Below are 24,554 nucleotides of genomic sequence, written 5' to 3'. Positions count from 1 at the left end.
TGAAGGCGCAGCCAGTCAATCACGGGGCAGTCACCCGCCAGACCACATTGCCGACATCGTCAGCCACCAGCAAGGCACCGCGCTTGTCGAGTGCGACCCCGACCGGCCGGCCATAAGCCCGGCCTTGCTCGTCGAGAAATCCGGTCAGTATATCGACCGGCAAATCGCCATTGGGCTTTCCGCCAACGAAGGGAACAAAGACTACCTTATAGCCACTGCTCGGACTGCGATTCCACGACCCATGCTGGCCAATGAACATGCCGTTGGCGAAACGGGATGGCAGGGTCGTTCCCGAGGAAGGCGCCAAGCCCAGCGACGCTGTGTGCGGACCGAGCGCGTAATCCGGAACGATCGCCACAGCAACCAGATCGGGGCGCTGCGGGCTGACGCGGTCATCAACGTGCTGGCCGAAGTAACTATAAGGCCATCCATAGAAGCCGCCGTCGCGGACTGAAGTCAGGTAATCGGGAACCAGATCGCTGCCCAGTTCGTCGCGCTCATTGACCACAGTCCACAACGTGCCGCTCTGCTTTTCCCAGGCGAGGCCATTCGGGTTGCGCAGACCTGAGGCAAAAACCCGGTGCGCCCCGCTTTTGATCTCCACTTCCCAGATCGCCGCTCGCTCAGCCTCAACATCCATCCCGCGCTCGGCGACATTGCTGTTCGAGCCGACCGTCACGTAGAGCTTGCTTCCATCCGGACTAGCAATCAGGTTTTTGGTCCAGTGGTGATTGATCGGCCCAGCCGGGAGCGCCACCACCATGTTACCCGGAACGGTGATTTGGGTGTCGCCAGCCACGTAGGGAAAACGCAGTACGGCATCCGAGTCGGCCACGTAGAGATCGTTGCCCACCAAAACTATGCCAAACGGGGAATTCAGCCCCTCAAGCAGTACCGAACGAAAATCGGCTAGCCCGTCACCATTGCTGTCGCGCAGCAGTGTGATGCGGTTGGCACTGGTCACACCAGCCCCTGCCCGCTTTGTCATCAGGCCCGTCACCCAACCCTTGAAGCCTTTGGCGTCATCCGGCTTGGGCGGTGCGTTGGTCTCCGCCACCAGCACATCGCCATTGGGCAAGACATACAGCCAGCGGGGATGGTTTAGACCACCGGCAAACGCAGCGACACGGGTACCCTGCGCTGCAATCGGTTTCACCCCGACCGGCCAACCAATCGGCGACGCGATATTGACCGTTGGTATCACGGTCTGCACCGGCGACGGCAACGTCGGATGCAGCCCACTTCCGGCCGAGACTGGCAGCGTCGCCATTTCGCCGCAGGCTGCAAGGGAAATAGCTGCCAAACAGACGCCCCAAGACATCGCATGAAACGGTTTTGTCATTACTTGCCTATCCAGAGCGAACGATACGTCACTGAAGCCGCTGACCTGGGTTTAGACCGTACTGACCGTGTCCTTGAATTCACCGACGGCGGCCTCAATGACTTCGCGTGCCGTTTCCGTTTCTTCCATAGTTCTCGTCTGCGCCACCAGCACGACCTGACCGCTGGCGACAGCATCGCGAACCAGGTCGGATAGCCAGCCATCCTTGTGTTCGACACCGGTGGTGGCACCCGCCGCCGCACCGACAAAAGCCCCGAGGCTGGCACCCCAGCCCAACATGACCAGAGGGGCAATCAAGGGGCTGGCGACGAACAGGCTGACACTTCCTGCCACCAAGGCGAGTTGTGCCAGAGCGCCGATGCCGGTACCTACCGCGGTGCCAATGGCGCCGTCGACCAATACGTTGGTCAGAACTTCATTGTTCTCGCCCTTGATCTCGGCAACTGCCGGGCCCGATTCGGCCTCGAACAGCTGCAATTGTGCGCGTGGCAGGCCGCGTGCGACGAGACTGGAAAGCGCGCTTTCAGCCTCGGCGCGGTGAGCAAAAAAACCTGATACGTGATGGCGATATTCGTCCATGTTTGTCTCCTTTGGGGACTCCGTAGGTTACGGATAGATGTTCAGGCTAGTCCACACTTCCCGATGCATCTGTGCGCCATCACACCAAGAAACGTTGATTGAATATAAAGGATGGTGCATGGCCTGTTCACCGCGGATAAAGCACGCCTGACTCTGGATCTGCTCAGTACTATTGGCCGGGATTCGGCTTAACTTTCTGATGGATCGTTCTGTCCATCCGCTATGTGCGCAAGCAGACAGATCAAGTTCGCAAGGCAAGACAAGATGGCTACAGGTGTTCAATTCCCCGCCTCTATTTGAACACCTTCTTTACTTTGCCCAGAACGGCCAGACCGTACTGGGCATTTTTTTGATACATGGAATCCGGTGTCAAATTCACCTTGTTATCGCCGCCAGCGCCTAGACCAAAAACCAGGTCAAAACCAAGTCCGGCCATTAATAGCTGTTGTGCGTTTTATCAAACCCATCAGTTTCTTGAAGTATTTTGTGTTCCGTTTTTTCAGACTGCTTGATAGAAGCACCGAAATACCCTTGCCAATCGACGTCTGATAGCCTCAGCACCTCCATCTCAGGTAGTCGGCGTTCTGCGATGTGACGCCGGTCAAAGCATCCGACGGCCAGTACTGAAACACTTTGGCGTCTTTCCTGGCGTCCTCGATGGTTGCTTAATACATCCATATCGTTCTCCTTGAGAGATTATTCCTGCGTCGTTCAGGTAAACCTTCACTGACTATTCAGTTGTCTTGCCGTTGAAGTGCTCAGTATCACCCTCAGCATCCGACCGGCTTTTGTGGATAACGCCATCCCGATGATTGGGCGGGGCATAGAGCGTATAAAGCTTCATTGGCACTGTCCCGGTGTTGATGATGTTGTGATTCACCCCCGCCGGTACCAGAACCGCGAAGCCGGCTTGAATCGCCGTTCGGGCGCCATTTAGCACAGCCTCACCGGCGCCTTCCTCGACGCGAAAGAACTGGTCAACCTTGTGAATCTCGGCCCCGATATCTTCCTGGGGTTTAAGCGACATCAGGACAAGCTGGGAATTCTTTGCCGTATATATCACTTTGCGAAAATTCACATTCTCAACGGCGAGACTTTCGATATTCTGAACAAAACCCTTCATCACAACTCCTTTTCGCGCTTCTCGGCACTATATCGCGCTCCGAAACGCGAGGTGAATCTCATCAAAGCGCGCTTATTTATCCGCAACAACCTTGATCTGATTGTCGACTGTCGTTACACCTTTTACGGCTTTGGCAATGGAAACTGCCTTGTCTACCGCAGCCTTGCTACTTGCTGTGCCGCCTAGCGTCACCGCGCCTTTGTTGTCAGTATCGACACTGATATGGACGAGGCTGGACATTTTTTCGGCCGCCAGCTCCGCCTTGATCTTGGTGGTAATGACCGAGTCCTTAACCATTGTGGATGCTGATGAATGCTCCGAGTCTGCTGTATAGCCGGCCATAGGAAGCATCAGTGCAGTGCTTACGAGAACGCTTGCAGCTAGTTTGATATACATGGTGTCTATCCTTTACGGTGATGGATTGTGCTGTCATAAGATTTTGCTTCGGCACCGCTCGGTTTCAGTTGCAGACAGGCTATGCCGTGATGCTTATATTCCGTCTACACAGCAGGGGCTTCAGTTCGCTTGCGCACACATGGCAAAAATACTTGCCCAGCCTTGAATGCGTTCAATGTCTGCCGTCATTTAAGTCGGGAGGTGGGCAATTCGGATGATTTTCTGAGCGATCGCCTCTGGTGAAAGGATGAAATCGATACAGCCGCTTGCAATGGCGCTCTCAGGCATGTCCGGCTGAATCGCCGTGCTGAGTTTCTGGGCTATGGTGATGCCGCCGACTTCCTTGATGCCGCAAAGTGCTTCAGCGCCATCACCGTCGTAGCCAGAAACGATGACTGCGATCAACTGGCCATCCCAGTGCCTGGTCAGCGAGCGGAGGAAGACCGTGATCACATCGGGCCAGCCGTGCGGCTTTGAAATCGGCCAGAGCTGGAACTCTCCCGCCTCGACATGTAAATCCCGGTTTGCCGGAATGATAAATACCCGGTTCGGCTCAATCAACAAATTGTCCGATATTAAATCTACTGGCATCGTAGTGAAGCGAGGAAGCACTTCATGGAGTTGGGTCGGCATCATCGTAATGTGATTGACGATGACAATTGCCACGCCCATATCTGCCGGCAGATTTCGCAATAGTCGGATATAGGCATCAAGCCCACCGGCCGAGCCGCCAACGCAAACAATCGTGAAATTTTTCTCGGTCGTCTCGGACATGCCGTCGCCTTAACGGGCGCCCTTATGATCCTTGGGACCACTATTCTTGTGCCGGCCAGCGATCTCACGCTGTTCAGCCTTCTGTTTCTGCTTGATCACATCTTCCGAATAGGAAGGCGGTGTTTGCCCAGTCTTGTGGGGCGGCTCTTTGGGTTTCTGGTTCATGAAAATCTCCTGATAGATCATTCACTGGTGCCATCACCAATGTGAACTCACGATAGAGCGACTGCCTGGCAAACACTGTACGCCAAGCCACATAGGCGCAAAGGAGCAAGTCCCTTTCAGTCGATGAAGACGATGGCCAGTGCCAGAGCAACAAATAACATGAATACCGGAAGCATATGGTCGACAACAAGAGAACCGGCCGCGATTAGGTCAATCGAATAGAGCATGCTGGTTTCATCCTTAGAAGGAGTACGTATGAAACCCTGTTTGCGTAGAGGTAGTCGGTACGCTGGCGAACACTAAGAAAAATCGCGCTTGAGTTTCAAGCGCTGAAAAAACGAGCCATTTCGAACTGTGCGCGCCAGCGAACAGATCGCATTCCTGCCTTGAGTCAGTCTGATCTATGCGGCTTTTCGACCGATTTCGAGCGTTCATGACAACACTGCCAAACACAAATTACACGCTGTCTCCCAATCCAAGGCGGTGTCCCGTGTGCAACAGTTCAATAAACCGCATTCCCCGACGTTTTATTGATTTGGTGTTAAGTCTGTTCACACCTGTCCAACGCTATCGTTGCCGTTCCTTCAGTTGCGACTGGGAAGGCAACCTGCGCGTGAAGTGATCGGTTCTCCAATCAAATTAAGCCACCAAGGCCGCGCACTCGAATCCGTTAGCCTTATAGAAGCGACTCTGTCCTTCAAGATTTGCTAGCCAGCAAGTCCCAGCGTCTGAAATCGCGCGACTTCAGCTCCCTTGGCTAGAGCTGATCCGCCAAAGCTAAGCATGCCTCGGCCAAACAAAAGCATTTCCTTGCGATGAACAAATACCTCCGGCTGCCTTTCCAGTGTCACAAAGCTGCCATTCGTACTTTGATCGACAAATACAAACCGGTCTAGACGTCGTTCGATTCTGCCATGTTCGCGGGAGCAGCGCGTATCACGAACGATGACATCGCTGTCAGGCAGCCTGCCAATCCGTGTAACAGGCTGACTTTCATCAAGGACCATTGCGCGTCCCCGAAAGCGCAGACGGAGCCGCCCCGCTCCATCATCAGCATCTGCCAGGGGCAGCCTTAATACCATCTGGTCTGTATCTTTCGAGGGAACCTGAAAGACACCCAAACGCCGCTTGCCACAGTTAAGTACGACGTCTGGCACACTGCTCCCCGCCATTTCAAGCCAGGGAAAAAGCTTGGCCCGTCGAGGAACACTAATCAGGATGCGCCCAGGTAACGCGACGGCAGAAAGCTTGGCAGCAGGATTGTCACCTTCAACTGGAAAATATCTGCCTTCCCGACTTTTATGTCCGGTGCACAGTCCAATGCCAACCGCCAGCGGAAAACCAGAATGCGGCGGCAACTCCGCTACCCTGTGATGTATCTCAACGGCAGATCTAAATGCTTCGGCACCGTTGGAAAAAAACGCCATGACTTTGCTGCCTTGGCGCTCCACCAGACGACCACCGTAATTTTCAACAGCGCGCCAAATGCGCTTGGAGCAGCGCTCAATCGCATACTGCGCCTCCGAGTTACCGAGGCTACGTGCCCAGTTCGTTCCGCCAGAAACATTCACACAGAGAACTGCTAATGGGTATTCAATCGTTGTATTCAAGGGAATCACTTCCGCCGCATCAAACCCATCACGAGGGAGACCAGAAACAATAGCAAAAAGATGAAAAACAGAATTTTGGCAATTTCTACAGCCCCGGCTGCGATACCGGTAAAGCCAAATAGCGCTGCGATCAGGGCGACGATGAAAAACACAATTGCATATTGCAACATGGCGATTCCCTCCTTTTTACCGGACAAATGACATCAAAAAGCCTGTAACGAGGCTCTCTAATATCATCGTTATCCAGTTCTGTTTGGGGGTCTGTGCGCCAGGGCACAGATGTTGTGACGAGAGGAAGCAAATTGACCGTGATTCCCACTTCCTTGGCCGTTATTGCGTAAACGATGATCCCGAAGTTAATGCGCGCCTAAAGCAATCTCTGCAGTAGGCTGGCCCCCCACTCCTTGACGCGTAGCAGCAGGGAGCGTTTTTCCCAGTCAGCCAGGCGGATCTCCTCTGATGCCCCAAGATCTCTGGCGATCATGGCTGTCATCTGACTAGCAAAGTCACGACCAAGGACAACGGCATTGACTTCGTCGTTATCGAGAAAGCTGCGCCAGTCGAGGTTGGTCGAACCGACGCATGACCAAATGCCATCGATCAGAGCCGTCTTGGAATGAAGCACCGCCCCGCCTCGCTCGAAAATTTTGACGCCCGCCTTCAGCAACTTTGAATAATTAGAACGTCCGGCTTGAAAGACAATTTGCGAATCGGAGTGACCGGGCAAGATCAGTTGCACATCGACTCCACGCTCAGCAGCATCGATCAGCACCTTGATCAATTGAGGATCAGGAACGAAGTAGGCATTGGTCAGCTGAATCTGTTTTTCCGCATTGCCAATAGCCGAAATCAGCGCCAGGTAGATCAGGCTGTAGGGATCGTCCGGCGTGCTGCCGATAGCGCGGACGATATCCTTGCCTTGCGCGGTCAACCGGGGAAAATAGTCTTTTTTGGAAAGCGGCTTGCCTTGCTGTTTGGCCCAGGTTTCCATAAACAGCTTTTGCAGGTCAGCGACCACCGGCCCCTCAATTTGCAAGTCGGTATCACGCCAGTCGATTGCATTTTCGGTCACCTTTTTGGCGCGCCGTGACCCCGGGCTTGATGAATAGACATTGCTGATATTGATGCCGCCAATAAATGCCACACGCCCGTCGACAACCAGAAGCTTTCGATGATCACGGTTGTTGAACCGCCATTGGCCTTTTCCGGCAATAGGACTGATGGGGTTGAATTCAAGTACGTTGATGCCCGCCTCGCGCAAGCGGTCGAAAAAAGCCTGTGGCGTATTGATGCCGCCGAAGCTGTCATAGATCACATTGACCTGAACGCCCCGGTGCTGCTGCGCCAACAACAAGTCGGAAAACTGGCGGCCGATTTCATCGTCCTCAATGAAGTAGGACTCAAGATTGATATGATCCCGAGCGGCCCGGATTGCGGCAAACATGGCGGCATAAGTCGCCGCGCCATCCTGCAGCAGGGTGACCTTGTTGCCCACGACCAAGGGGCTGCCGACGACGGCTTGCTCCAGCGCGATCTGCTTGTCGACGATATCAATGTCGCCGGACTTGCTTTTCAGGGTGGCGATGATCGCAGCACTTTTCTGGGCCGAGATCGCCCCACGCGCATTCTCGAAACGGGCGGCCTGCGCGGAATGCCGAGCAATGATGACATCCGCATCCGGCAATGCCGCGCAACCCACCGCGGCAAACAGAAGAGCGGCTATCGTTACGGACAGTTTGCACGGCGAATTTATCTGGCTCAATCTGGACACAAATTACTTCCCCTGCGATGGCAGCAAAAGCGGGATTCCACTTTCACTGCCGGACTCTGATCTGCTTTGCCGGAAACTCAGCGTGCCGGCGCGGGGGCTGGCGGAATGACGACCACCGTATCACCACCAGTTTTACCTTGCTCACCGGTTGAGCCGGTTGGACCGCTGGATCCGGTCTGCCCGGTCATGCCGCTCGAACCAGTAGCACCGGTTGGTCCTGCCGGCCCAGGAACAGGCACGGTGACCACGGTCGGCGTAACGACGGTCGGTTTATTGCAAGCTGTGACCGCCAAAGCAGCCAAGACCGCAGCAAAGATGATTGAATATTTCATGAGAATTCCTCCTGGCTATTGAGTGAAAGCCCATCCGCTTGGCAGCCATACAAGCACCGGGAGCTACCAGCCAAAAGTACACCGATGCCTCCATATGCTCCGTTCGGTGGCACACAAAGACGCGCGAAATAGCACTTCACGCCCTTCGCTCAAGAATTTGGCGACAAATCCAGCGAGGAATTACTCAAAGTGATAGTCGGCCGCTGCATACAACCTCCAGGCGCCATCACCGGTCAGTTCCAATACCTGTGAGTGGTATTTCAATATCGACGGACGATGGCCAACGCTGACCAGCGTCGTGCTGCTTGCTTCCAGCAACTCATACAAGCTCTCTTCATTGGCGATATCCAGGGCACTGGTCGCTTCGTCAAGGATGGCGTAGCGCGGGCCATTCAACAGGACGCGGGCAAACGCCACGCGTTGCTGCTCCCCCACTGACAGAACTTTGCCCCAGTCGAGAACGGCATCAAGACCATCAAAATTATCGGCGATGTCCGGCAGATTCACCTGTTTCAGCACATTGAGCAGTTCCGTATCGGACAGCACTTTCTCCACATTCGGGTAAAGCAACTGGTCGCGCAGGCTTCCCTGAACCATGTACGGCCGTTGTGGCAGGAAGAGCATTTCCTGACTATCTGGCCCGATAATGCAGCCGCTCCCCGAGCGCCATAACCCGGCTATAGCGCGCAACAGTGAGCTCTTGCCGCAACCACTGGGGCCAACAATCAGTAAGCCTTGCCCTGGGCAAATACTCATTGACAAGTTTTCGAGCAGCGTCCGCTCGTGATTAGGTGTCTGCAGTGTGAGCTTGGCAATGGAAATATCCGGGGCAAACCCAAACTGAATCGCGCGTGATTTGCGCGAGGAGGCCCCACCACTATTGAGAAGAAACGTCCGGAAGGTGTCGAGACGCCTGATCCCGGCCGCAAATTTACTGAGGTTGTCGAAGTTGTCGACGATTACCGTCAGTGCGCTAAGGATGGCGGCAAAGGCACCAGCTGCCTGGATAGCACGGCCAACTTCAAGCTCTCCAGAGATCACCCGTTCGGCAATGATGACGCTGGGCAGAACGACAGTGAGCGAGCTGTAGCCAAACTGGAAGAGGTTCAATTTCAGTTGTACGCGAATCAGCTTGCTGAGGTTTTTAAATATTTCGTTGAAATAGCCACCAACCAGAGCGGATTCGCGCGCCTCGCCGCGATAGAAGGCTATGGCTTCAGCGTTCTCGCGGATACGGACCAGGCTGAAACGAAAGTTGGCTTCGCGCTTGAGTTGATAGAAGTTCAATCCGATCAGGATTTTGCCAAATACCAGCAACGTCACCACCGTGCCGACGGTCGCATAGATAATCAGAAAAAAGACCAGTTCTCTGGAAATCGTCCAAAGGACGCCAGAGAACGCCAGCAATTGAAGCAGCGCCCCGAACAACACCATCAGGAACTGCAACGAGCGCTGGGTAAAAGTATTGATGTCCTCGGCAATCCGCTGATCCGGATTGTCGATATCGGCACTGGCATTCAGTTCGTAATAGGCGCGACCGCTAAAATATTCGCCAAGAAAATCTCGCGTTAGCCACCGCCGCCAGTGCAGCGCAAGCAGGTCGCGAACATAGTAGTAAAACCCAAAAGCCGGCACGCCAAACGCAAGAATTCCCAAGCTTTTCTGAATGGAAAGCCAGAATCGGTCAATATCCTTCGCTGCCAGTGCCGAAGTAAATTCGCCAGTCTGCTCATTGAACAGTACAGCAAACCCCGTCTGAGCGAGCAGCAATAAAATCAGCAGGACAAGCAATCGCCTAGCCTGCCATTTTTCCTCACCGAACCAGTAAGGCGCGGCAATTTTACGGAATCGCAGCCAGAGGTGGCGGTTGAAGCTGATCATGCGACCTTGACGCCGACTCGATCTTTCCTGACAAATACCAATTCGCCAACTCGGTCGCCAAACTTCTTACTTGTCCTTGGCAACAAAGCGAACCTTGGTTGCTTTTCCTGAGGTTGACGTCTGAATGCGTTTGGATTGCCATGCCCCGTCGAGTTCAACGGCAATCTGATAACTGCCTGATGGCAATTTCAGGTACAGCAACGGCCCTTCTGTCACCCCGGAAACTGTGACTTTTCCCTTGCGACTGATCGAAAATGGAACGCCAGCCAAATAATTTCCGCTGGCGCCGGTCAGCAGCAGGTGAACATTATAGGCTGTGGATACCTTATGCAATTCAGCCATAGCTTCGTCGCCAACGCCACCGCTGATCCACGAAATCGCTTCTTGAGGGCTACTGGTCACATTGCTTTTTGCCGCGTCGTCTACTTCAACAGCAAGCACTGGCGAGCATTGCAGGGCGAACATCACCGCAATCAATCCAAACCGGCTTGCGAACGTCTGGGTGAAATTAGTCATGATCTGCCTCACCGATGTTGGTCATGGTCGTTCCCGCGATGTTGATCACGCCGTCCATCATGACGCTCATCCTGACGAGAACGGTTGCGCTGCTGATGACGCGGAACGTATTCATTGTTGTACCAGCCATCACGGACAAAATAGACCCGCTCGTCGCAGGCGTTGTAGGCGGCACAGTGCCGACGCCAGTTCTTGGCATGACCCGGAGGAACATGCATGTAGACCGGAGGGCGGCCAGATGGGCCACGCCGGATCATGCGTGGCTGCGAATATAAGAGCTGTGGCCGAGGATAATCGCCGATATCGAGGCGACCAAAGAAACCGGGCTGACCGACTGAAACCGATACACCTACCTCGGCAGCACGTGCTGGTAGCGTCGAACCAGCCAGAAGCACTGCAAGCAGGAAGAAATTCATGTTCATACTGAAACCTCTTTGTCCATTGCTACGCCTATTTCTTGTCACCCTGGGCAGCATCCTGAATCTTGCTACCGGCCTTTTCAATCTCATGACCCACTTTTTCAGTGGCCTGATCGACTTTCTTGCCAGCCTGTTCGACCGGCCCTTCTTTTTTCTGGCAGCCGCTTAAAGGAACCAGCAACGCAGCCATCATGACGGCTGCTGCGATTGTTTTTCCTGATTTGATCATTTGCTTCTCCTGATGCCAGCGAGCAAAGGATGGCCCAACCATGTCGGCCGGGCGCATCACATTTGATCACCCGCCATTACTTGGTAACTTCGTGACCGATGACGCCGCCAACGACAGCGCCACCTAGGGTTCCGGCAGTACTTCCGCCGGTCAGAACGGCACCACCAATGGCCCCGACACCGGCTCCGACGGCGGTATTCTGTCCCTGTTGCGACATTCCCGAACAGGCTCCAAGACCGAGTAAGGCTGCCACTACAACAGCATTGAGCGAAACTCTCTGCATGGTTTTCATGGAATTACCTCCTTATAAACTTCGTGTTTGACGCCAGGTCTGGCATCAATAGTTACTTTGCGAAACGTGCCTTTGCCTGGCTCAGGCAAGAATCCTTGGCGGTACCCGAGTACGTGTCGCACTTTTCCTTGGCGACTGCGTAATTTGCATCGCTCTTGTCCTCAGCGGCATCCTTGCGGGCATTAGAACCAGCCTTGCGGGCATCACTTCGGGCATCAGCAGTCTTTTCGTTTGCTTTAGTGTTAGCTTCCGTAGCCTTCATCTGTGCCTTGGCATCTGCCTTGGCGGTGGTTTCTGCAGCTTTGGCTTCCTTGACACACACATCCTTGGCATTACCAGCCAGGTCATCACATTTCTCGATAGCTACGGCACGATCTGCCTCGGCCTTGGCAACCCGCGCCTCATACTGATGCTTTTGCGTCGGCTCATAAGCGGCCTTGAGCTCGGCTTCAGCAACTTCTTCCTTGCCCTTGGCCTCAGCCTTGCATATATCGCTGGCATTACCTGATAGCGACCCGCAGGAGGTCTTGGCGGTCTTGTACTCGGCTGCAATCTTCTCCTTGGCAGCCTTGTAATCAGTCTTGGACATGCCTTCTGCCATGGCACCAGCGCTGAAAGCCAGGGCAACTGCCAGTGCAGCTACGTTCATATTGATCTTGTTCATGATGTTCCTTGAGGGGAGTAGTACTTTCGCCGCGGCAGATAATGCCGCTTTCTTCACCGGAATTGCGCAGCGATACTGCAGCGCCGATTCCCCGCAATAATGACTGCGATAGGCTGGAATGGAGACAGCATATGAGCCAGGTCTTGGCTAATCTGTCTCTTGGCGCACATAGCAAAAACTCCCGCTATGTCCTCTGTGACCTCAGGCGCTTACCCGAACCAGGCACCAATGCCAGTCGCGTCAGATTGTGGATCGCTATGCGAAGTTTGCTACGGAGAATATGGCCGAAGCAGCGTCGCGGATCGAATGAGGTTGGGGGTAAGAACGTGGTAAAGCTTGTCACGTTTTTGCCACGGTCAGAAATGAAAAAGACCGCCTAAGCGGTCTAGATCATTGGTATTTCTGGCTCCCCGACCTGGGCTCGAACCAGGGACCTACGGATTAACAGTCCGGCGCTCTACCAACTGAGCTATCGAGGAACGGTGCTGCGAGTCATGCAACCGGCAGGGCGCGCATTATATACAAAGCTTTTGAAAAGCTGCAATAGCGGGCGTTTCAGAAAACATGCCAATCAAAAATCAGTCGTTTCCTTTGTCAGTCGCCAGGTCGGGATTTTCCTTGAGGCGCCCTGCTGCCTTCAGTTCAGCCTGCCGTGATGCTCTGAGCGCGGGGGTTTCCAGGCTAATGCGGCCGAGGGCGCCGGAGCGGTAGTCGAGGATAAGGATGGCAGCGGCTCTTTCCATATCGATTTCGCCGCCCCGCCCCTTGATGACGCAGCCGCGCTTATTGCCGATGGCTTCGATGACGCCGACGGCATCCATGTCTTCGGTGGCAAAGCCGTAGCGCGCCATGAGCAGCTTGGGATAGACCTCAAGCAGGTAGTTGGCGAGCCAGGTGCCGACTTCTTCGTCGATATAGGCGTTGACGCCCACCGCATGGCTGGCGGCGAGCATCAGGCCGTCGATGGGGTGGTCGATCTTCGGCCAGAGCATGCCGGGGGTGTCGTAGAGGGTCAGGCGGTTGCTGATGTCGATGCGTTGCTGGCTCTTGGTGACGGCCGGCTGATCACCGACTGCGGCGACCTTTTTCTTGACCAGCGCGTTCATCAGCGTCGATTTGCCAACGTTGGGAATGCCCATGATCATCAGGCGCAGCGGCTTGACCGCGTCGTTGCGGTGCGGCGCCAGCTTCTGGGCCAGACCGGGGATGCGCGCCACGTCGCTGGCTTTCTTGCACGAAATGGCTACGGCCTTGACGCCGGGCTGGGCGTCGAAATAGGCCAGCCAGGCCTTGGTGGCTTCGGGATCGGCCAGATCGGCCTTGTTGAGCAGCTTGAGGCACGGGCGCTGACGGAAGACGCGCAGCTCGTGGATCATCGGATTGCTGCTCGCCTGCGGCAGGCGGGCGTCGAGTACTTCGACCACGACATCGGCCACGGCCAGCGTCTCGCCGGCCTTTTTGCGGGCCTGGGTCATGTGCCCCGGGAACCATTGGATGGACATTTTTGTTCTTTCTATTTTTATCCGCCAGTTACCGGCGGGAAGAAGGCGATTTCGTCGCCATCCTTTATTGTGGCATCAAGTTTCGCCATGTCCTGATTGACGGCGCAGCGCAGGTTTTTGGCGGTGGCCAGCTTGTCGCGACCCTGCCCCACCAGCCAGTCACGCAGCGCGCCGACGGTGGCGACTCCGGCTGGCAGATCGATGGTTTCGCCGGGCAGCCCGAGGGCTTCCTTGAGGCCGGCAAAGTAGAGAACCTTGACGCTCACGACAGCAGCTCCGCGAAGGAAACAAAGCTCACCGTATCGCCGATGGCGATGGTGTTGCCCGGCGGGTTGAGCGCCAGCCCATCGCTCCAGCACAGCGAGATAACGACGGCCGAGCCCTGGCTCTTGTACAGTTCGAAGGCGCCATCGTCGTTGATCCGGCCGCGCAGGAATTCTAGGCGAGCGCCGTCGGCCCTGCTCCAGACGGAAGCGGAGGGCAAACTGAGAACGCGTGGCGAAACACTGCCGGCACCTTGCAAACGCAGGATGAACGGCCGAACCATGGTCAGGAAGGTAACGAAGGCAGCGACCGGGTTGCCCGGCAGGCCAAGGAACCAGGCCTTGCCATCGGCAGTATGGATTTCGCCGAAGGCCAGCGGCTTGCCGGGCTTGATGGCGATCTTCCACATGTCGAGCCGGCCTTCGGCCTCGACGGCCGGCTTGACGTGATCTTCCTCGCCGACCGAAACACCGCCGCTGGTCAGCACCAGATCGTTGTCGGCAGCGGCGCGGCGCAGCGCGTCGCGGGTTGCTTCCAGCGTATCGGCGACGGCGCCGAGGTCACGGACTTCGCAACCCATGCCTTCGAGCAAGGCGCGCAGCGCGTAGCGGTTGGAGTTGTAGATAGCACCCGGCGGCAGCGGCTCGCCCGGCTGGACCAATTCGTCGCCGGTGAAGAAGACGCCGACACGCACGCGCCGGAAAACCGGCAATTCCGGTAAGCCAGCCGAGGCGGCGAGCGCGATCTCCTGCGGGCGCAGCTTGACGCCGGCCTTGAGGATTTCGGCGCCGACCGAGATGTCTTCGCCAGCCCGGCGAATGTTCTCGCCTGTATGCGGCACGTGGTTGATGACCACGCCATTTTCGCCATGCTCGCAGCGTTCCTGCATGATCACAGCGTCGGCGCCAGTTGGCACCGGGGCACCGGTGAAAATTCGCGCTGCCGTGCCGGGTTGCAGCGGCGTGCCGACCGTGCCGGCCGGAATGCGCTGGCTGACCGACAGGCAGATGCCTGCGGCGGTGATGTCGGCAACGCGCACGGCGTAACCATCCATGGCCGAATTGTCGAGCGGCGGGACGGCAACGGTGGATTGCTGGGATACGGCGAGAATGCGGCCGAGCGCCGCCGTCAGCGGCAGCGAGCGGGTTTCCTCGACCGGCTGGGCAGCGGCCAGCAGTTTTTCCAGGGCTTGTTCAAAACTCAGCATGGGCGTTCCTGCAAATTCAGGTGGTTCATGACGAAATCGGCCATCGCGGCGTAATCGTTCAGCGGCAGCTTGGGCAGGTCGGTGGCGATGTCTGCGTCGGTGGCCACGGCAACGATGTCGCTGCGCTCGGGAAAGAGCGGCGGTTTGCCGTTTTCAGGGCGATAGACTTCCAGCTTGGGCACCGGTTCCTGCTTGAAGCCTTCGATCAGCACGAGGTCGCAGGGTGACAGGTGGCCGATCAGTTCATTGAGCGTCGGCTCCGGCTCGTCACGTCGCTCATGCATCAGCGCCCAGCGGTCGCCGCAGGAGAGCAGCACTTCGGTGGCACCGGCTTCACGATGGCGGAAGGAATCCTTGCCCGGACGGTCTATGTCGAAGCCATGATGGGCATGCTTGATGACCGACACAGTGAGGCCGCGTGCAGTGAGCTGGGGAATGAGCTTTTCCAGCAAGGTCGTCTTGCCCGAGCCGGAATAGCCGGCAATACCAAATACTTTCATGAGCGGATTTTAACCGTTCAGGCGACAAAAACCGGGGCAAAACCGCCGCCCGGTGTCCGGAAATTGGTGGTTTGACCCTGATAGATGCGTGCGGCGACGAGTTGCGTGCGCCCGTTATAGACGTAGCAGCGGATGTCAGCCTTCATCGTTGCCGCTACGCCGTCAACCGGCACGGCGTGCTCGGACGGCAGCGCTATTTCCTGCGCAATGTAGCCGCCGTGCAGGATTTCCTCGAATACCCGCTTGGTCAGTTTGTCACCCCGGTAGGCGGCGCGACCGCCAAAGCCGGCGGGCGGCTTGAAGAACCAGCGCTTGCGTTCGGCCCAGAATTGTTCGCTCTGCTCGAGCCTTACGGCGACAGTTTTCGGAATGCCGGCGAGCAAGGTCTGGCGGGTAGCTTCAGTAACGCCCAGCGCCTCGAGCGCGGCCTCATTGGATAACTGCATCAGGTTGCGTTTGTCGGCATACAGCGCATGGGCGCGTGGGTGCGGCGTCAGCACCACGCCGGAATTTTCGAAAATTGAGCGAATTTTCCGGTTGACCGTAGCATCGAGAGAAAAGTCGGTCAGACGGTTGTAAATCAGGTCGACCGGCTGGCCGGACTCCAAACGCTGATTGCCCCCGCTGGTAAAGTCGGCTGGATCGACGACCACGGTGGCAATGCCGTGCTGCTCGAAGAGTTCCTTGAACAATTGAAACTCAAGGGCCAGAAACTGTTCAGCCGGATTCTCGTCAACGATGGCGATGCGTTGCAGCGGCACATCGCCGCGCTCCAGACGCCATTCTTCGCGGAACATGGCGACGTACTCGTCGCGAATCCTTGCGCCCTCTTCCATCCGCCCATGCGCCGCCAGCAGATACGCATTGAGCAGGCCACCGCCGGCATTGGTGTTGATTTCGATGAGTTTCGGGCCGGTTTCGGTCAAGTGAAAATCGTAGCCCATGAACACGCCACGCGCCTTGGTCGGCAGCCGGGCAATTTCCGGCGCCTGGGCCAGCGCATGCGCCTGGTAGGCCGGCATGGCGATGACCGATTCGATGGCCGTGATGATGCCGGCCATGGCCTGCATGGCGGCCGACTCAATGGTGATGGTGGCGCCGGAGAAGAATTGCGGTTGCTGCGTGCGCAGTTGCTCGAAGGTGTTTTTCATCCGGGTTACCGGTTGGCGAAGAAGTCGAGGACGACCTGCAGTTCGCGGGTCCGTTTCATCGGAGGCAGACTTTGCCAGACGCGGCGGCCATAGGGCTTTGATATGAGTCGTGGATCGCACATCATCAGCACACCCTTGTCGGTCTCGTCGCGAATCAGGCGGCCGGCGCCCTGCTTGACGTTGATGACGGCGCGCGGCAGCTGGTATTCCATGAAGGCGTTGCGGCCCTCGCGCTTCATTTGCTCGATACGGGCCGAGAGGACCGGGTCATCGGGCGGCGCGAAGGGAATCTTGTCGATGACGACGAGCGACAGCGCTTCACCGCGTACGTCGACGCCTTCCCAGAAGCTCTGGCTACCAACCAGAATCGAATTGCCGTGGTGGCGGAAGCGTTGCAGCAGATCGTTCTTGCTGCCCTCGCCCTGCACCAGCAGCGGCATGTCGATGTTTTCGTCTTCGAGCTTGGCCTTGAGCAATTCGTGCGTCCGGCGCATGGCGCGCAGGCTGGTGCATAGGAAGAAGGCCCCGCCATTGGCTGCCTTGACAGCCGGCCACGCGGCGTCGACGACAGCGTCGGTGTAGTTCCAGGCGTTCGGGTCGGGCATGCCGAGCGGCGCGTAGAGGATGGCCTGGTTGTCGTAATCGAAAGGGCTGTGCCAGCAGGCGGAATCCGGGTCACCGAGGCCGAGTTCGGCGCAGTAATGGTGGAACTTGCCCTGCACGGCCAGGGTGGCCGAGGTGAAAATCCACGCCCGCGGATGGCCACCCATCTGCTTGCGGAAGATTTCGGCCACGTTGAGCGGCGTCGAGGTGAGTTGCAGCGAATGCGTGAAGGCCTCGGCCCAGCGCACGTAGCTGAGATCTTTCAGGTTCCGCCACTGGCCCAGGCGCTGCGCCAACTCGGTGGCGCGCTGCCAGCACTTCTCCAGACCTTCGGCTCGCTCAGCCTGCGTTTCGAGCAAGGCGGCAAAGGCGGCCACTTCGTCTTCCAGTGCCTTCAGAGAATTTGCAAATTCGGGCTTTTCTTCCAGTTGACCGTAGGAGAAGCGACCGGTGTCGACGCCGACGGCCAGCCGCAGGTCCTTGGCCGCTTTTTCCAGCTTTTTGCTGCTTTCCGGCAAAGCCAGGCAATCGCGGGCTGAGGTCAGCGCTTCGGCACGGGTGTCGCGAGCCAGATCAAGCACTTGGGCGGTCGAAACGGTATCGCCAAAGAACAGCGTGGCGACCTCAGGCAATTGGTGCGCTTCGTCGAAGATAACTGTATTGCAGGCCGGCAGCAGCTCTGCCATGCCTTCGTCGCGGAGCATCACGTCGGCGAAGAACAGGTGGTGATTGACGACGACCAGATCGGCCGCCATCGCCTCGCGCCGCGCCTGCATGACGAAACATTCCTTGTAGTCCGGGCATTCCTGGCCGAGGCAGTTGTCGCGCGTCGAGGTGGCGTGGCTCCACACCGGCGAGTTCTCGGAAACCTCGATGCACTCGGCCTTGTCGCCGCTCTGTGTGGTTTTGGCGAAGACCGAGATACGGCGGGCGTCGGCGGCATCCTCGCGGGTCAGGAAACGACCGTCAGCGATCGCGTGTTGCAGGTGGTAGGGGCAAACGTAGTTGGCCCGGCCCTTCAGGAGCGCGATCTTGACCGGGGCCTTCAGGGCGTCGCGGACCATGGGCAAATCTTTGTTGAACAGCTGGTCCTGCAAGGTTTTCGTGCCCGTCGACACGATCACTTTACCGCCCGACTGCAGTGCCGGAACAAGGTAGGCGAAGGTCTTGCCTGTGCCAGTACCGGCTTCGGCAATGAAGACCGCACAACCCTTGATGGCAGCGGCAATGCGCTCGGCCATATCGACCTGCTGATCGCGCACGCGATAGCCGCCAATGGATTTGGCCAGAGGGCCGTCCGGAGAGAAAATTTCCTGCAGGGAGGACAAGGAGAAACGCCTGAAAAATGAGGGCGAATATTAGCAGATGGCCTCAATCCGAAGGACTTTTCCCGCCGCAAATACATCGCGGGAACAAGCACCGAAAATCAGCTTTTGAGCACCGTCTGCATCCAGGTCAGCAAGGTCACGAAGAGCCGTTCCGGCGCCACCGGCTTGCTCAGAAAATCGTTCATGCCTGCTTCGAAACACGATGCACGGATATCTGCAAAGGAGTTGGCAGTCATCGCGATGATCGGCACAAAGACATAACCCGGCAATCGGCGAATACGCCGGGTAGCTTCCAGTCCATCCATCTTCGGCATCTGGATGTCCATCAGGATCAAGGCATACTCATGCGCTTCAGCCAGCGCCAGCGCCTGTTCGCCGTCAACCGCGAGATCAACGTGAAATCCGACAACATCGCGCAGCAATTCCTGAACCATGGCCTGATTGACCAGATCATCGTCCGCCAGCAATACACGGGTGCCGCGAAAATCCGCCCGCAAGCGCTTTTCTGCCTCGGCTCCCGATACTTCGATCAGCATCGCACTATCGCCCGGTGCTTCAGGCTTCGCAAATTCGAGTGAGAACGAGAAGGTACTGCCGGTCCCGGGCGTACTCGCTACCTCGATATTGCCCCCCATCAAATGGACGAAGCGCTGGCTGATCGTCAGCCCCAGACCCGACCCGCCGAATTGCCGGGTCATGGCACCATCCACCTGCTCGAAAGGCGCAAAGATTCCTTGTATATACGCCGGCTGGATACCGATCCCCGTATCGGTGATACTGAAACCCAGGCGTAGCTGGGCAGCGCTTTCGTCTTCCTGATGAATAGCCACGGTCACTACCCTGATGCGTAAATTTGATCGCGTTTCCGACCAGATTGACCAGAACCTGCTGCAAGCGAAGCGCATCGCCGACCAGAACCTTGTCCAGCAACTTGCGGTCAATATCGAAAATCAGTTTCAAGCCCTTGGCCGCGGCCCGGCGGCTGACCAGCGCTTCGAGATGGCGCATCAGCAACGCCAAGCTGAATGGGTGCTGTTCAAGATCCATGCGCTCTGAATCCAGCCTGGAGAGGTCGAGAATATTGTCGAGCAACTCCAGCAGTTGATCAGCCGCATGGCGAATGATGTCCAGCTTGTCGCGTTGCGCGGGATCCTGAATGCTGCGGGACAGGATATGGCTCATCCCGATAATGGCGTTCATCGGCGTCCGTACTTCATGACTGACATTGGCAATAAATTGGGTTTTCGCCCGACTGGCCGCCTCGGCTTTAGCGCCAGCGGCGAGCAGTTCTGCATTGCGGCTCGCCAGGCGTTCAGGCAAGCCATCGAGCACCTCGATCACCGCAGCAATGTCGCATCGTGAATCAGCCTGAATCTTGCTGCCCGTCAATTCGAGCGCCAATGTTTCGGCTCGCTGCCGAAGCCGGAGCAAGGGACGGAGAATCCAGCGCAGACACAGTAAGCCGAGCACAAGACTCAAAAGCGCAATACCGAGAAAAATCAGCGAGCCCCGCCGGCTTGCCTGTGCCAGTTGCCGATAGGCCAGCTCGCTGTCGGTATCAACCACCATGATGTAAGCACTATCAATCAAGACTACGGGAAAATACCCGCGAGTTTTCAGTGCTTGATCGTCGTGGCGATAGATCGCAATTTTCTGCGAAAACGCCTCGTTGATCGCCTGAACATCGACATGCCCGACACTCTCCGAATTTGCGGCCAGGACCTTGCCTTCCCGGGAAAGCAGTGCAATATCCGCCGCCAGGTTCCGGGTAATCTCCTTGAGCAAATCCGGGGTGATACGCAGCCCCGCCGTCACCGCACCAACCACATCCTTGCCGTGATAGACCGGCTCGCTGGCACGCAGGGTGAGCAACCCCATTTCAACTGCCCCTGACACGATATTGCGCCCGGAGAGCGCTTCGAACGCCCCCCAGCTTATAGCCGGATCGGTCGGCGCCTCAGTCGGATTGGTGCGGTACACAACGCGCTCATCCCTGTCGACCATCTCAAGAAATGCCACGCCGGAATCCTGCAAAGAACGATCAAGCACTTCCTTGATCACCCCCTGCGCGCCTGCTGCATCGACATGCTCAAGGCTTCTCCCCAGACTGTTGCGATTGGCGGTAAGACTGGCCGTGATTTGCAGATGTCGATTCTGCGCAGCGATCAAGCTTTCAAGCGCCAGGCTGACCGTTTGCGCCTTTTCCTCGGCTCGCCGTGTCAAAGACTGACTCAACAAATTGCCGGCCACCCAGGTTGATGCCCAGTAAGAAACCGCCACCAGCCCGATGATCAGCAGCATCAGGGCCAGACGAAGGTGGTTCCTTCTGCGGACAGGCATCATTGCTTGCCACCACCGTTCACCAGCACGCCATACTTGCGAAGTATTCCGGCACCTTCCGGCGAGCGAACAAATTCAACGAAAGCCTTGCCAGCCGGCGATATCTCGCCGGTGCGATAAACCAGACCAAATTCCATGGTCAACGGATAACGCCCGCTGATCAGATTTTCATAACTGGGCTCAATGTCATCCAGCGTCAGCATGACCACTTTGGTCTTGCAGGCTGCCAGCGCGGAACGATTCACGATTGAAAAACTGGTGGGATAGCGATCAAGAAGATCAATCAAATGTGGATCGAGATGCACGATCTTGACCGAATCGGCATAAACAAGGTCCTTGTATCGATTCGGCAGCTGACGGCGGATAGCATCCGAACTCTCCTTGCCGATCGCCCGGATAGGAGCTGGCTGACCACCCAGATCACGCCAGTTGCTAATTTTTCCGGCGAACACGGCGGCGAGCTGATCGGAAGAAAGCCCCTTGGCCGTCACCGCAGCCCCCGCTACGGCGACCACCGCATCCCGCCCCAGCGGAAGATAATACAGCCCACTGGCCCTCTCCTCATGGCTCGGCGGACGGCCCACCCGGCCCATTGCCGCGACCCCTTCGCTGACATCCCTGATCGCCCCGGCATGACCCGACGAGGATGGCACCAGCACGCGATGCTCGGTTTGACGGGCATTAAACGCCTTCGCCAGCTCACCCAATACAAATTCAGAATTGCCACTCCCCGGAATATTCAGAACTTCCGCAAGCGCCGACGGCCCCGGAAGAAAGGAGCAGGCCAAAATAAATGCAACGCGGGCGAAAGGGGGAATTCCGGAGGCTGGCACGACGTCTTTCAAATTTATATTGAATTATCACCTTGGTAATAAGACAACGTCAATTATGACGAAGAATTTGAATGCATCTCTGGAAAGGTGCCGGCTCCGGGCACGAACGGATGGATGGATGGAAAACCTTACAGAGGTTTCAGAAAGCCAGACCAATTAAAACGTTGATCAGCGAACCGCCGTCAGCAAGGGGCCAATCACCAGCCAGCCAGCAGTCGCCATCAGCATCCAGGCAAAAAAGGTTCGCATCCTTTTCTCCGGCAGTCGATAAGCCAGCGCGACGCCGGAAGCGACCGTCAACAATCCACCAGCCGCCAGTGGCAGGCCCATCGACCAATCAACGTGCCCGGCACCGGCATAGGTGGTCAGCGCGATGATTGAACTGGGCGCCACCAGAGCGAGCGACAAGCTCTGCGCCATGCTCTGGCGAAGACCCAGCCAGCCAGACAGCAAAGGCGTGGCGACCAGACCGCCGCCAATGCCAAGCAGCCCCATGCAACTGCCACCCATCGCACCAATCAGCGGCAAGGCCCTCATGGTCGGCATGGCGCCGGCCGCATCCTGAGCACTGCGATGCCGGGCAAGCAGCATGCGCAGGGCAAGCACCGAGATAAATCCACTGAACAGCCAGCGCAGGATTTGCGGGTCAAGCCGGGTTGAAAAATGGGCCAGCAGCCAGGTCGTCAACGTGCCCGAGATACCAATGATCAATGCAGGCCGCCAACCAGCCGGATGGCGCCGACTATAGCGCCACCAGGCGATGAGCAGGTTGGGCACCATCATGACCAGCGCCGTTCCTTGCGCCAGCGGCTGTTCCATGCCGAAGCCAAGCACCAGCAGAGGAATGGCAATGATGCCGCCACCAATCCCGAACAACCCGCCGAAAAAGCCAAGGGCGGCGCCAAGCGCCAGGGTCAATGCGAAGTCGTTCAGGGGAAGTAAGGGCATCTGCTGCGGTCAACAGGAAAAAACCCATGATATTGAAATTCTCAATAGCTACAATGGCGTATCGATTACTTGATTATTAACCTGAACACACGAATGAACGACGCTCCGGATCTCGCGTTTTTCAGCCTGCTCGCCCGGCAACCCAGTCTGGCCGCGGCTGCCCAGATCATTGGTGTAACGCCGCCTGCCGTCAGTCGCCGCTTGGCCGCGCTGGAAAAGCGCTTGGGGGTGCGCCTGCTCAACCGGACGACGCGCCGGCTCAGCCTGACCCCTGAGGGCGAACGCTATCTGGAAGATGGTGACCAGATTCTTCGTGACATCGAAAATCTCGAACGGTCCCTGTCCGAAAGTCGTGGCACACCGCGCGGCCTGCTGCGCATCAATGCCAGTTTCGGCTTCGGTCGCCGCCATCTGGCGCCGCTTATTTCCGACTTCGTCAAGACCTGGCCCGATGTCGAGATCATCCTGCAGCTCTCCGACCGTCCACTCGACCTCACCGAACATGCCCTCGATATCGGCATCCGCTTCGGCATGCCGCCCGACAGTCGCATACTCGCCCGCAAGATCGCCACCAATCGCCGCCTGCTCTGCGCCTCACCGGACTATCTGGCGCAACATGGCGTCCCGCTCGAACCGCGTGACCTCCTCGCCCACCGCTGCATCGTGATCCGCGAAAACGATCGCGCCTTCAACAACTGGCAACTGACTGACGGCAAGCAGCAAACCATGGTCAAGGTACGCAGCCCGCTAGCGGTCAATCATGGTGAGATCGCCGTCGACTGGGCGCTGGCCGGGCACGGCATCGTGCTCCGTTCGGAATGGGATATTGCCGCCGACCTGCGCCGTGGCGACCTCGTGCGTGTGCTGGCACCGTGGGTCGGCGCATCTGCCGACATTCATGCCGTCTATCCGACCCGCCATCACTTATCAGCCAAGGTGCGCGTTTTTCTCGATTTCCTCGCCGCCCGTTTTGGGCCGCAGCGAATCACCGCCAGCCAGGCGCCATGGTGATTTTTTTGCACCGCACAAAGCGACACGTATTGTTGCAAACGGTTACTTGAAATCAGGGGCTTACTCCCATATCTTGTACTCATGCGCTGACCAGACATCAGCCTGACGGCCCCACCCCCACCCCCTCCCCCCGGCCGTCCAGAAAGCCTCGCACTCCCCCCGGTGCGAGGCTTTCGCCTTTTCAGGGCAGATTTTTGTCGCTTCCCGTTCGCTGCGTGGCAGATCGGGCAATTGCGATTAACCTATTACCCCATGCCCAAACGCCGAAAAAAGAAGATAGTTCGCGTCATCCATCCGTCAGCCGGCCCCTTGCCCCTGCGATTCGCCGAACAGTACGCTGATCATCTGCTGGTCTTCAGCGATGCCAGCCAGAAACGACACGGCGGACTGGCGGCCGTCCTCTTTGCCACGCCGGGGAGTGAAGCGCTGGTCTCGACGCAGACCGTGCCCATCATCGGCAGCAATGAACTTGAACTGCAGGCTGCCTTGTTTGCCCTTGGCGAGGCCCAGCGCCAGTTCCCCGGTCGCCGGCTTGCCTTGTTTTCCGACAACCAGGATGCAGTGATCCGCCTGCGTCGATTTCAGGAGGCGGAAAGCGCGCAGGACCCGGCGCTATTGCAGATGCTGGAAGGCCAAGGCGTGACCTGCGTACTGAAAAACGCCGCTATCACCTGGATCAAGGGCCACTCGACATGCCGCGGCAATACGCTGGCCGACCAGCATGCGGCGCAAGCGGCCAGTTAGTCGGCAAAAGCGAAAACTTCACAGAAGCCG

29 protein-coding genes, 1 tRNA gene and 2 pseudogenes are annotated in these 24,554 nt (G+C 57.3%); 2 read left to right on the top strand and 30 right to left on the bottom strand.

Features of this window, described 5'->3' with window-relative positions:
* Positions 1-19: 19 nt before the first annotated feature.
* From IPJ12_14165 to IPJ12_14020, 30 genes and pseudogenes are all read right to left on the bottom strand, one after another.
* A complete protein-coding gene (locus IPJ12_14165; protein MBK7648266.1) occupies positions 20-1,270 on the bottom strand; it encodes a sorbosone dehydrogenase family protein in 1,251 nt (416 codons plus the stop codon).
* 123 nt (positions 1,271-1,393) lie between these two features.
* Positions 1,394-1,921, bottom strand: a complete 528-nt coding sequence (locus IPJ12_14160) for a hypothetical protein (protein ID MBK7648265.1) — start codon at positions 1,919-1,921, stop codon at positions 1,394-1,396.
* Positions 1,922-2,213: 292 nt separating this feature from the next.
* The gene (locus IPJ12_14155; protein MBK7648264.1) at positions 2,214-2,357 is read right to left on the bottom strand and encodes a hypothetical protein; all 144 of its coding nucleotides are present in this window, start codon (positions 2,355-2,357) and stop codon (positions 2,214-2,216) included.
* Positions 2,357-2,599: a hypothetical protein gene (locus tag IPJ12_14150; GenBank protein ID MBK7648263.1), complete on the bottom strand. Its 243-nt coding sequence runs from the start codon at positions 2,597-2,599 to the stop codon at positions 2,357-2,359. Before IPJ12_14150 ends, IPJ12_14155 begins: the two co-directional genes overlap by 1 nt.
* A 52-nt stretch (positions 2,600-2,651) precedes the next feature.
* Positions 2,652-3,044, bottom strand: a complete 393-nt coding sequence (locus IPJ12_14145; GenBank protein ID MBK7648262.1) for a cupin domain-containing protein — start codon at positions 3,042-3,044, stop codon at positions 2,652-2,654.
* Positions 3,045-3,116: 72 nt separating this feature from the next.
* Positions 3,117-3,440: a BON domain-containing protein gene (locus tag IPJ12_14140; GenBank protein MBK7648261.1), complete on the bottom strand. Its 324-nt coding sequence runs from the start codon at positions 3,438-3,440 to the stop codon at positions 3,117-3,119.
* Positions 3,441-3,629: 189 nt separating this feature from the next.
* Positions 3,630-4,214 (bottom strand): chemotaxis protein CheB, encoded by a 585-nt coding sequence (locus tag IPJ12_14135; protein MBK7648260.1) that lies wholly within the window; start codon positions 4,212-4,214, stop codon positions 3,630-3,632.
* 9 nt (positions 4,215-4,223) lie between these two features.
* The gene (locus IPJ12_14130; GenBank protein ID MBK7648259.1) at positions 4,224-4,379 is read right to left on the bottom strand and encodes a hypothetical protein; all 156 of its coding nucleotides are present in this window, start codon (positions 4,377-4,379) and stop codon (positions 4,224-4,226) included.
* 707 nt (positions 4,380-5,086) lie between these two features.
* Entirely contained in the window at positions 5,087-5,989 is a 903-nt protein-coding gene (locus tag IPJ12_14125; protein MBK7648258.1) for an FHA domain-containing protein, read from the bottom strand.
* A gap of 5 nt (positions 5,990-5,994) precedes the next feature.
* A complete protein-coding gene (locus IPJ12_14120; GenBank protein MBK7648257.1) occupies positions 5,995-6,159 on the bottom strand; it encodes a DUF1328 domain-containing protein in 165 nt (54 codons plus the stop codon).
* Between the two features lie 197 nt (positions 6,160-6,356).
* Positions 6,357-7,742, bottom strand: a complete 1,386-nt coding sequence (gene cls / locus IPJ12_14115) for a cardiolipin synthase (protein MBK7648256.1) — start codon at positions 7,740-7,742, stop codon at positions 6,357-6,359.
* Between the two features lie 95 nt (positions 7,743-7,837).
* The gene (locus IPJ12_14110) at positions 7,838-8,092 is read right to left on the bottom strand and encodes a hypothetical protein (protein MBK7648255.1); all 255 of its coding nucleotides are present in this window, start codon (positions 8,090-8,092) and stop codon (positions 7,838-7,840) included.
* A gap of 180 nt (positions 8,093-8,272) precedes the next feature.
* Entirely contained in the window at positions 8,273-9,973 is a 1,701-nt protein-coding gene (locus IPJ12_14105; GenBank protein MBK7648254.1) for an ABC transporter ATP-binding protein/permease, read from the bottom strand.
* A gap of 66 nt (positions 9,974-10,039) precedes the next feature.
* Positions 10,040-10,489: a hypothetical protein gene (locus tag IPJ12_14100; GenBank protein MBK7648253.1), complete on the bottom strand. Its 450-nt coding sequence runs from the start codon at positions 10,487-10,489 to the stop codon at positions 10,040-10,042.
* An 8-nt stretch (positions 10,490-10,497) separates the two neighbouring features.
* Positions 10,498-10,905 (bottom strand): hypothetical protein, encoded by a 408-nt coding sequence (locus tag IPJ12_14095; protein MBK7648252.1) that lies wholly within the window; start codon positions 10,903-10,905, stop codon positions 10,498-10,500.
* 34 nt (positions 10,906-10,939) lie between these two features.
* Positions 10,940-11,137 carry a hypothetical protein gene (locus tag IPJ12_14090; GenBank protein MBK7648251.1) on the bottom strand — a complete coding sequence of 66 codons (198 nt, stop codon included), beginning with the start codon at positions 11,135-11,137 and terminating at the stop codon, positions 10,940-10,942.
* A gap of 76 nt (positions 11,138-11,213) precedes the next feature.
* Positions 11,214-11,429, bottom strand: a complete 216-nt coding sequence (locus IPJ12_14085; protein MBK7648250.1) for a glycine zipper 2TM domain-containing protein — start codon at positions 11,427-11,429, stop codon at positions 11,214-11,216.
* A 52-nt stretch (positions 11,430-11,481) separates the two neighbouring features.
* Positions 11,482-12,093, bottom strand: a complete 612-nt coding sequence (locus tag IPJ12_14080) for a hypothetical protein (GenBank protein ID MBK7648249.1) — start codon at positions 12,091-12,093, stop codon at positions 11,482-11,484.
* 403 nt (positions 12,094-12,496) lie between these two features.
* Positions 12,497-12,572, bottom strand: a tRNA-Asn gene (locus IPJ12_14075).
* A gap of 99 nt (positions 12,573-12,671) precedes the next feature.
* A complete protein-coding gene (gene ylqF, locus IPJ12_14070) occupies positions 12,672-13,595 on the bottom strand; it encodes a ribosome biogenesis GTPase YlqF (GenBank protein MBK7648248.1) in 924 nt (307 codons plus the stop codon).
* Positions 13,596-13,612: 17 nt separating this feature from the next.
* On the bottom strand, positions 13,613-13,861 hold the full coding sequence (gene moaD, locus IPJ12_14065) for a molybdopterin converting factor subunit 1 (protein MBK7648247.1): 249 nt from the start codon (positions 13,859-13,861) through the stop codon (positions 13,613-13,615).
* Positions 13,858-15,066 carry a molybdopterin molybdotransferase MoeA gene (locus tag IPJ12_14060; GenBank protein ID MBK7648246.1) on the bottom strand — a complete coding sequence of 403 codons (1,209 nt, stop codon included), beginning with the start codon at positions 15,064-15,066 and terminating at the stop codon, positions 13,858-13,860. The genes moaD and IPJ12_14060 overlap by 4 nt, the downstream gene beginning before the upstream one ends.
* Positions 15,060-15,566: a molybdopterin-guanine dinucleotide biosynthesis protein B gene (gene mobB / locus IPJ12_14055; GenBank protein MBK7648245.1), complete on the bottom strand. Its 507-nt coding sequence runs from the start codon at positions 15,564-15,566 to the stop codon at positions 15,060-15,062. The genes IPJ12_14060 and mobB overlap by 7 nt, the downstream gene beginning before the upstream one ends.
* A 17-nt stretch (positions 15,567-15,583) precedes the next feature.
* Positions 15,584-16,717, bottom strand: coding sequence for a hypothetical protein (locus tag IPJ12_14050; protein ID MBK7648244.1), 1,134 nt, complete (start codon positions 16,715-16,717; stop codon positions 15,584-15,586).
* A gap of 5 nt (positions 16,718-16,722) precedes the next feature.
* Positions 16,723-18,561, bottom strand: coding sequence for an ATP-dependent DNA helicase (locus IPJ12_14045; protein ID MBK7648243.1), 1,839 nt, complete (start codon positions 18,559-18,561; stop codon positions 16,723-16,725).
* A 185-nt stretch (positions 18,562-18,746) separates the two neighbouring features.
* Positions 18,747-19,478 carry a response regulator gene (locus IPJ12_14040; GenBank protein MBK7648242.1) on the bottom strand — a complete coding sequence of 244 codons (732 nt, stop codon included), beginning with the start codon at positions 19,476-19,478 and terminating at the stop codon, positions 18,747-18,749.
* Between the two features lie 223 nt (positions 19,479-19,701).
* A pseudogene (locus tag IPJ12_14035) lies at positions 19,702-20,217 on the bottom strand (hypothetical protein).
* A gap of 78 nt (positions 20,218-20,295) precedes the next feature.
* Positions 20,296-20,991 (bottom strand): annotated as a pseudogene (locus IPJ12_14030) (hypothetical protein).
* Entirely contained in the window at positions 20,988-21,821 is an 834-nt protein-coding gene (locus tag IPJ12_14025) for a substrate-binding domain-containing protein (GenBank protein ID MBK7648241.1), read from the bottom strand. Before IPJ12_14025 ends, IPJ12_14030 begins: the two are co-directional and overlap by 4 nt.
* Before the next feature lie 168 nt (positions 21,822-21,989).
* Complete coding sequence (locus IPJ12_14020; protein MBK7648240.1) at positions 21,990-22,769, bottom strand: sulfite exporter TauE/SafE family protein; 780 nt, start codon at positions 22,767-22,769, stop codon at positions 21,990-21,992.
* A 93-nt stretch (positions 22,770-22,862) separates the two neighbouring features.
* On the opposite strand from IPJ12_14020, the gene IPJ12_14015 reads away from it, so the two are divergent.
* Positions 22,863-23,780: a LysR family transcriptional regulator gene (locus tag IPJ12_14015; protein MBK7648239.1), complete on the top strand. Its 918-nt coding sequence runs from the start codon at positions 22,863-22,865 to the stop codon at positions 23,778-23,780.
* Between the two features lie 252 nt (positions 23,781-24,032).
* On the top strand, positions 24,033-24,524 hold the full coding sequence (locus tag IPJ12_14010) for a hypothetical protein (protein MBK7648238.1): 492 nt from the start codon (positions 24,033-24,035) through the stop codon (positions 24,522-24,524).
* The last annotated feature ends 30 nt before the right edge of the window (positions 24,525-24,554 follow it).

The sequence above is a fragment of the Betaproteobacteria bacterium genome (genome assembly GCA_016709965.1).
In the GTDB taxonomy this organism is placed as follows: Bacteria; Pseudomonadota; Gammaproteobacteria; order Burkholderiales; family Rhodocyclaceae; genus Azonexus; species Azonexus amarohabitans.
This window is presented reverse-complemented; position numbering and strand designations above follow the sequence as displayed.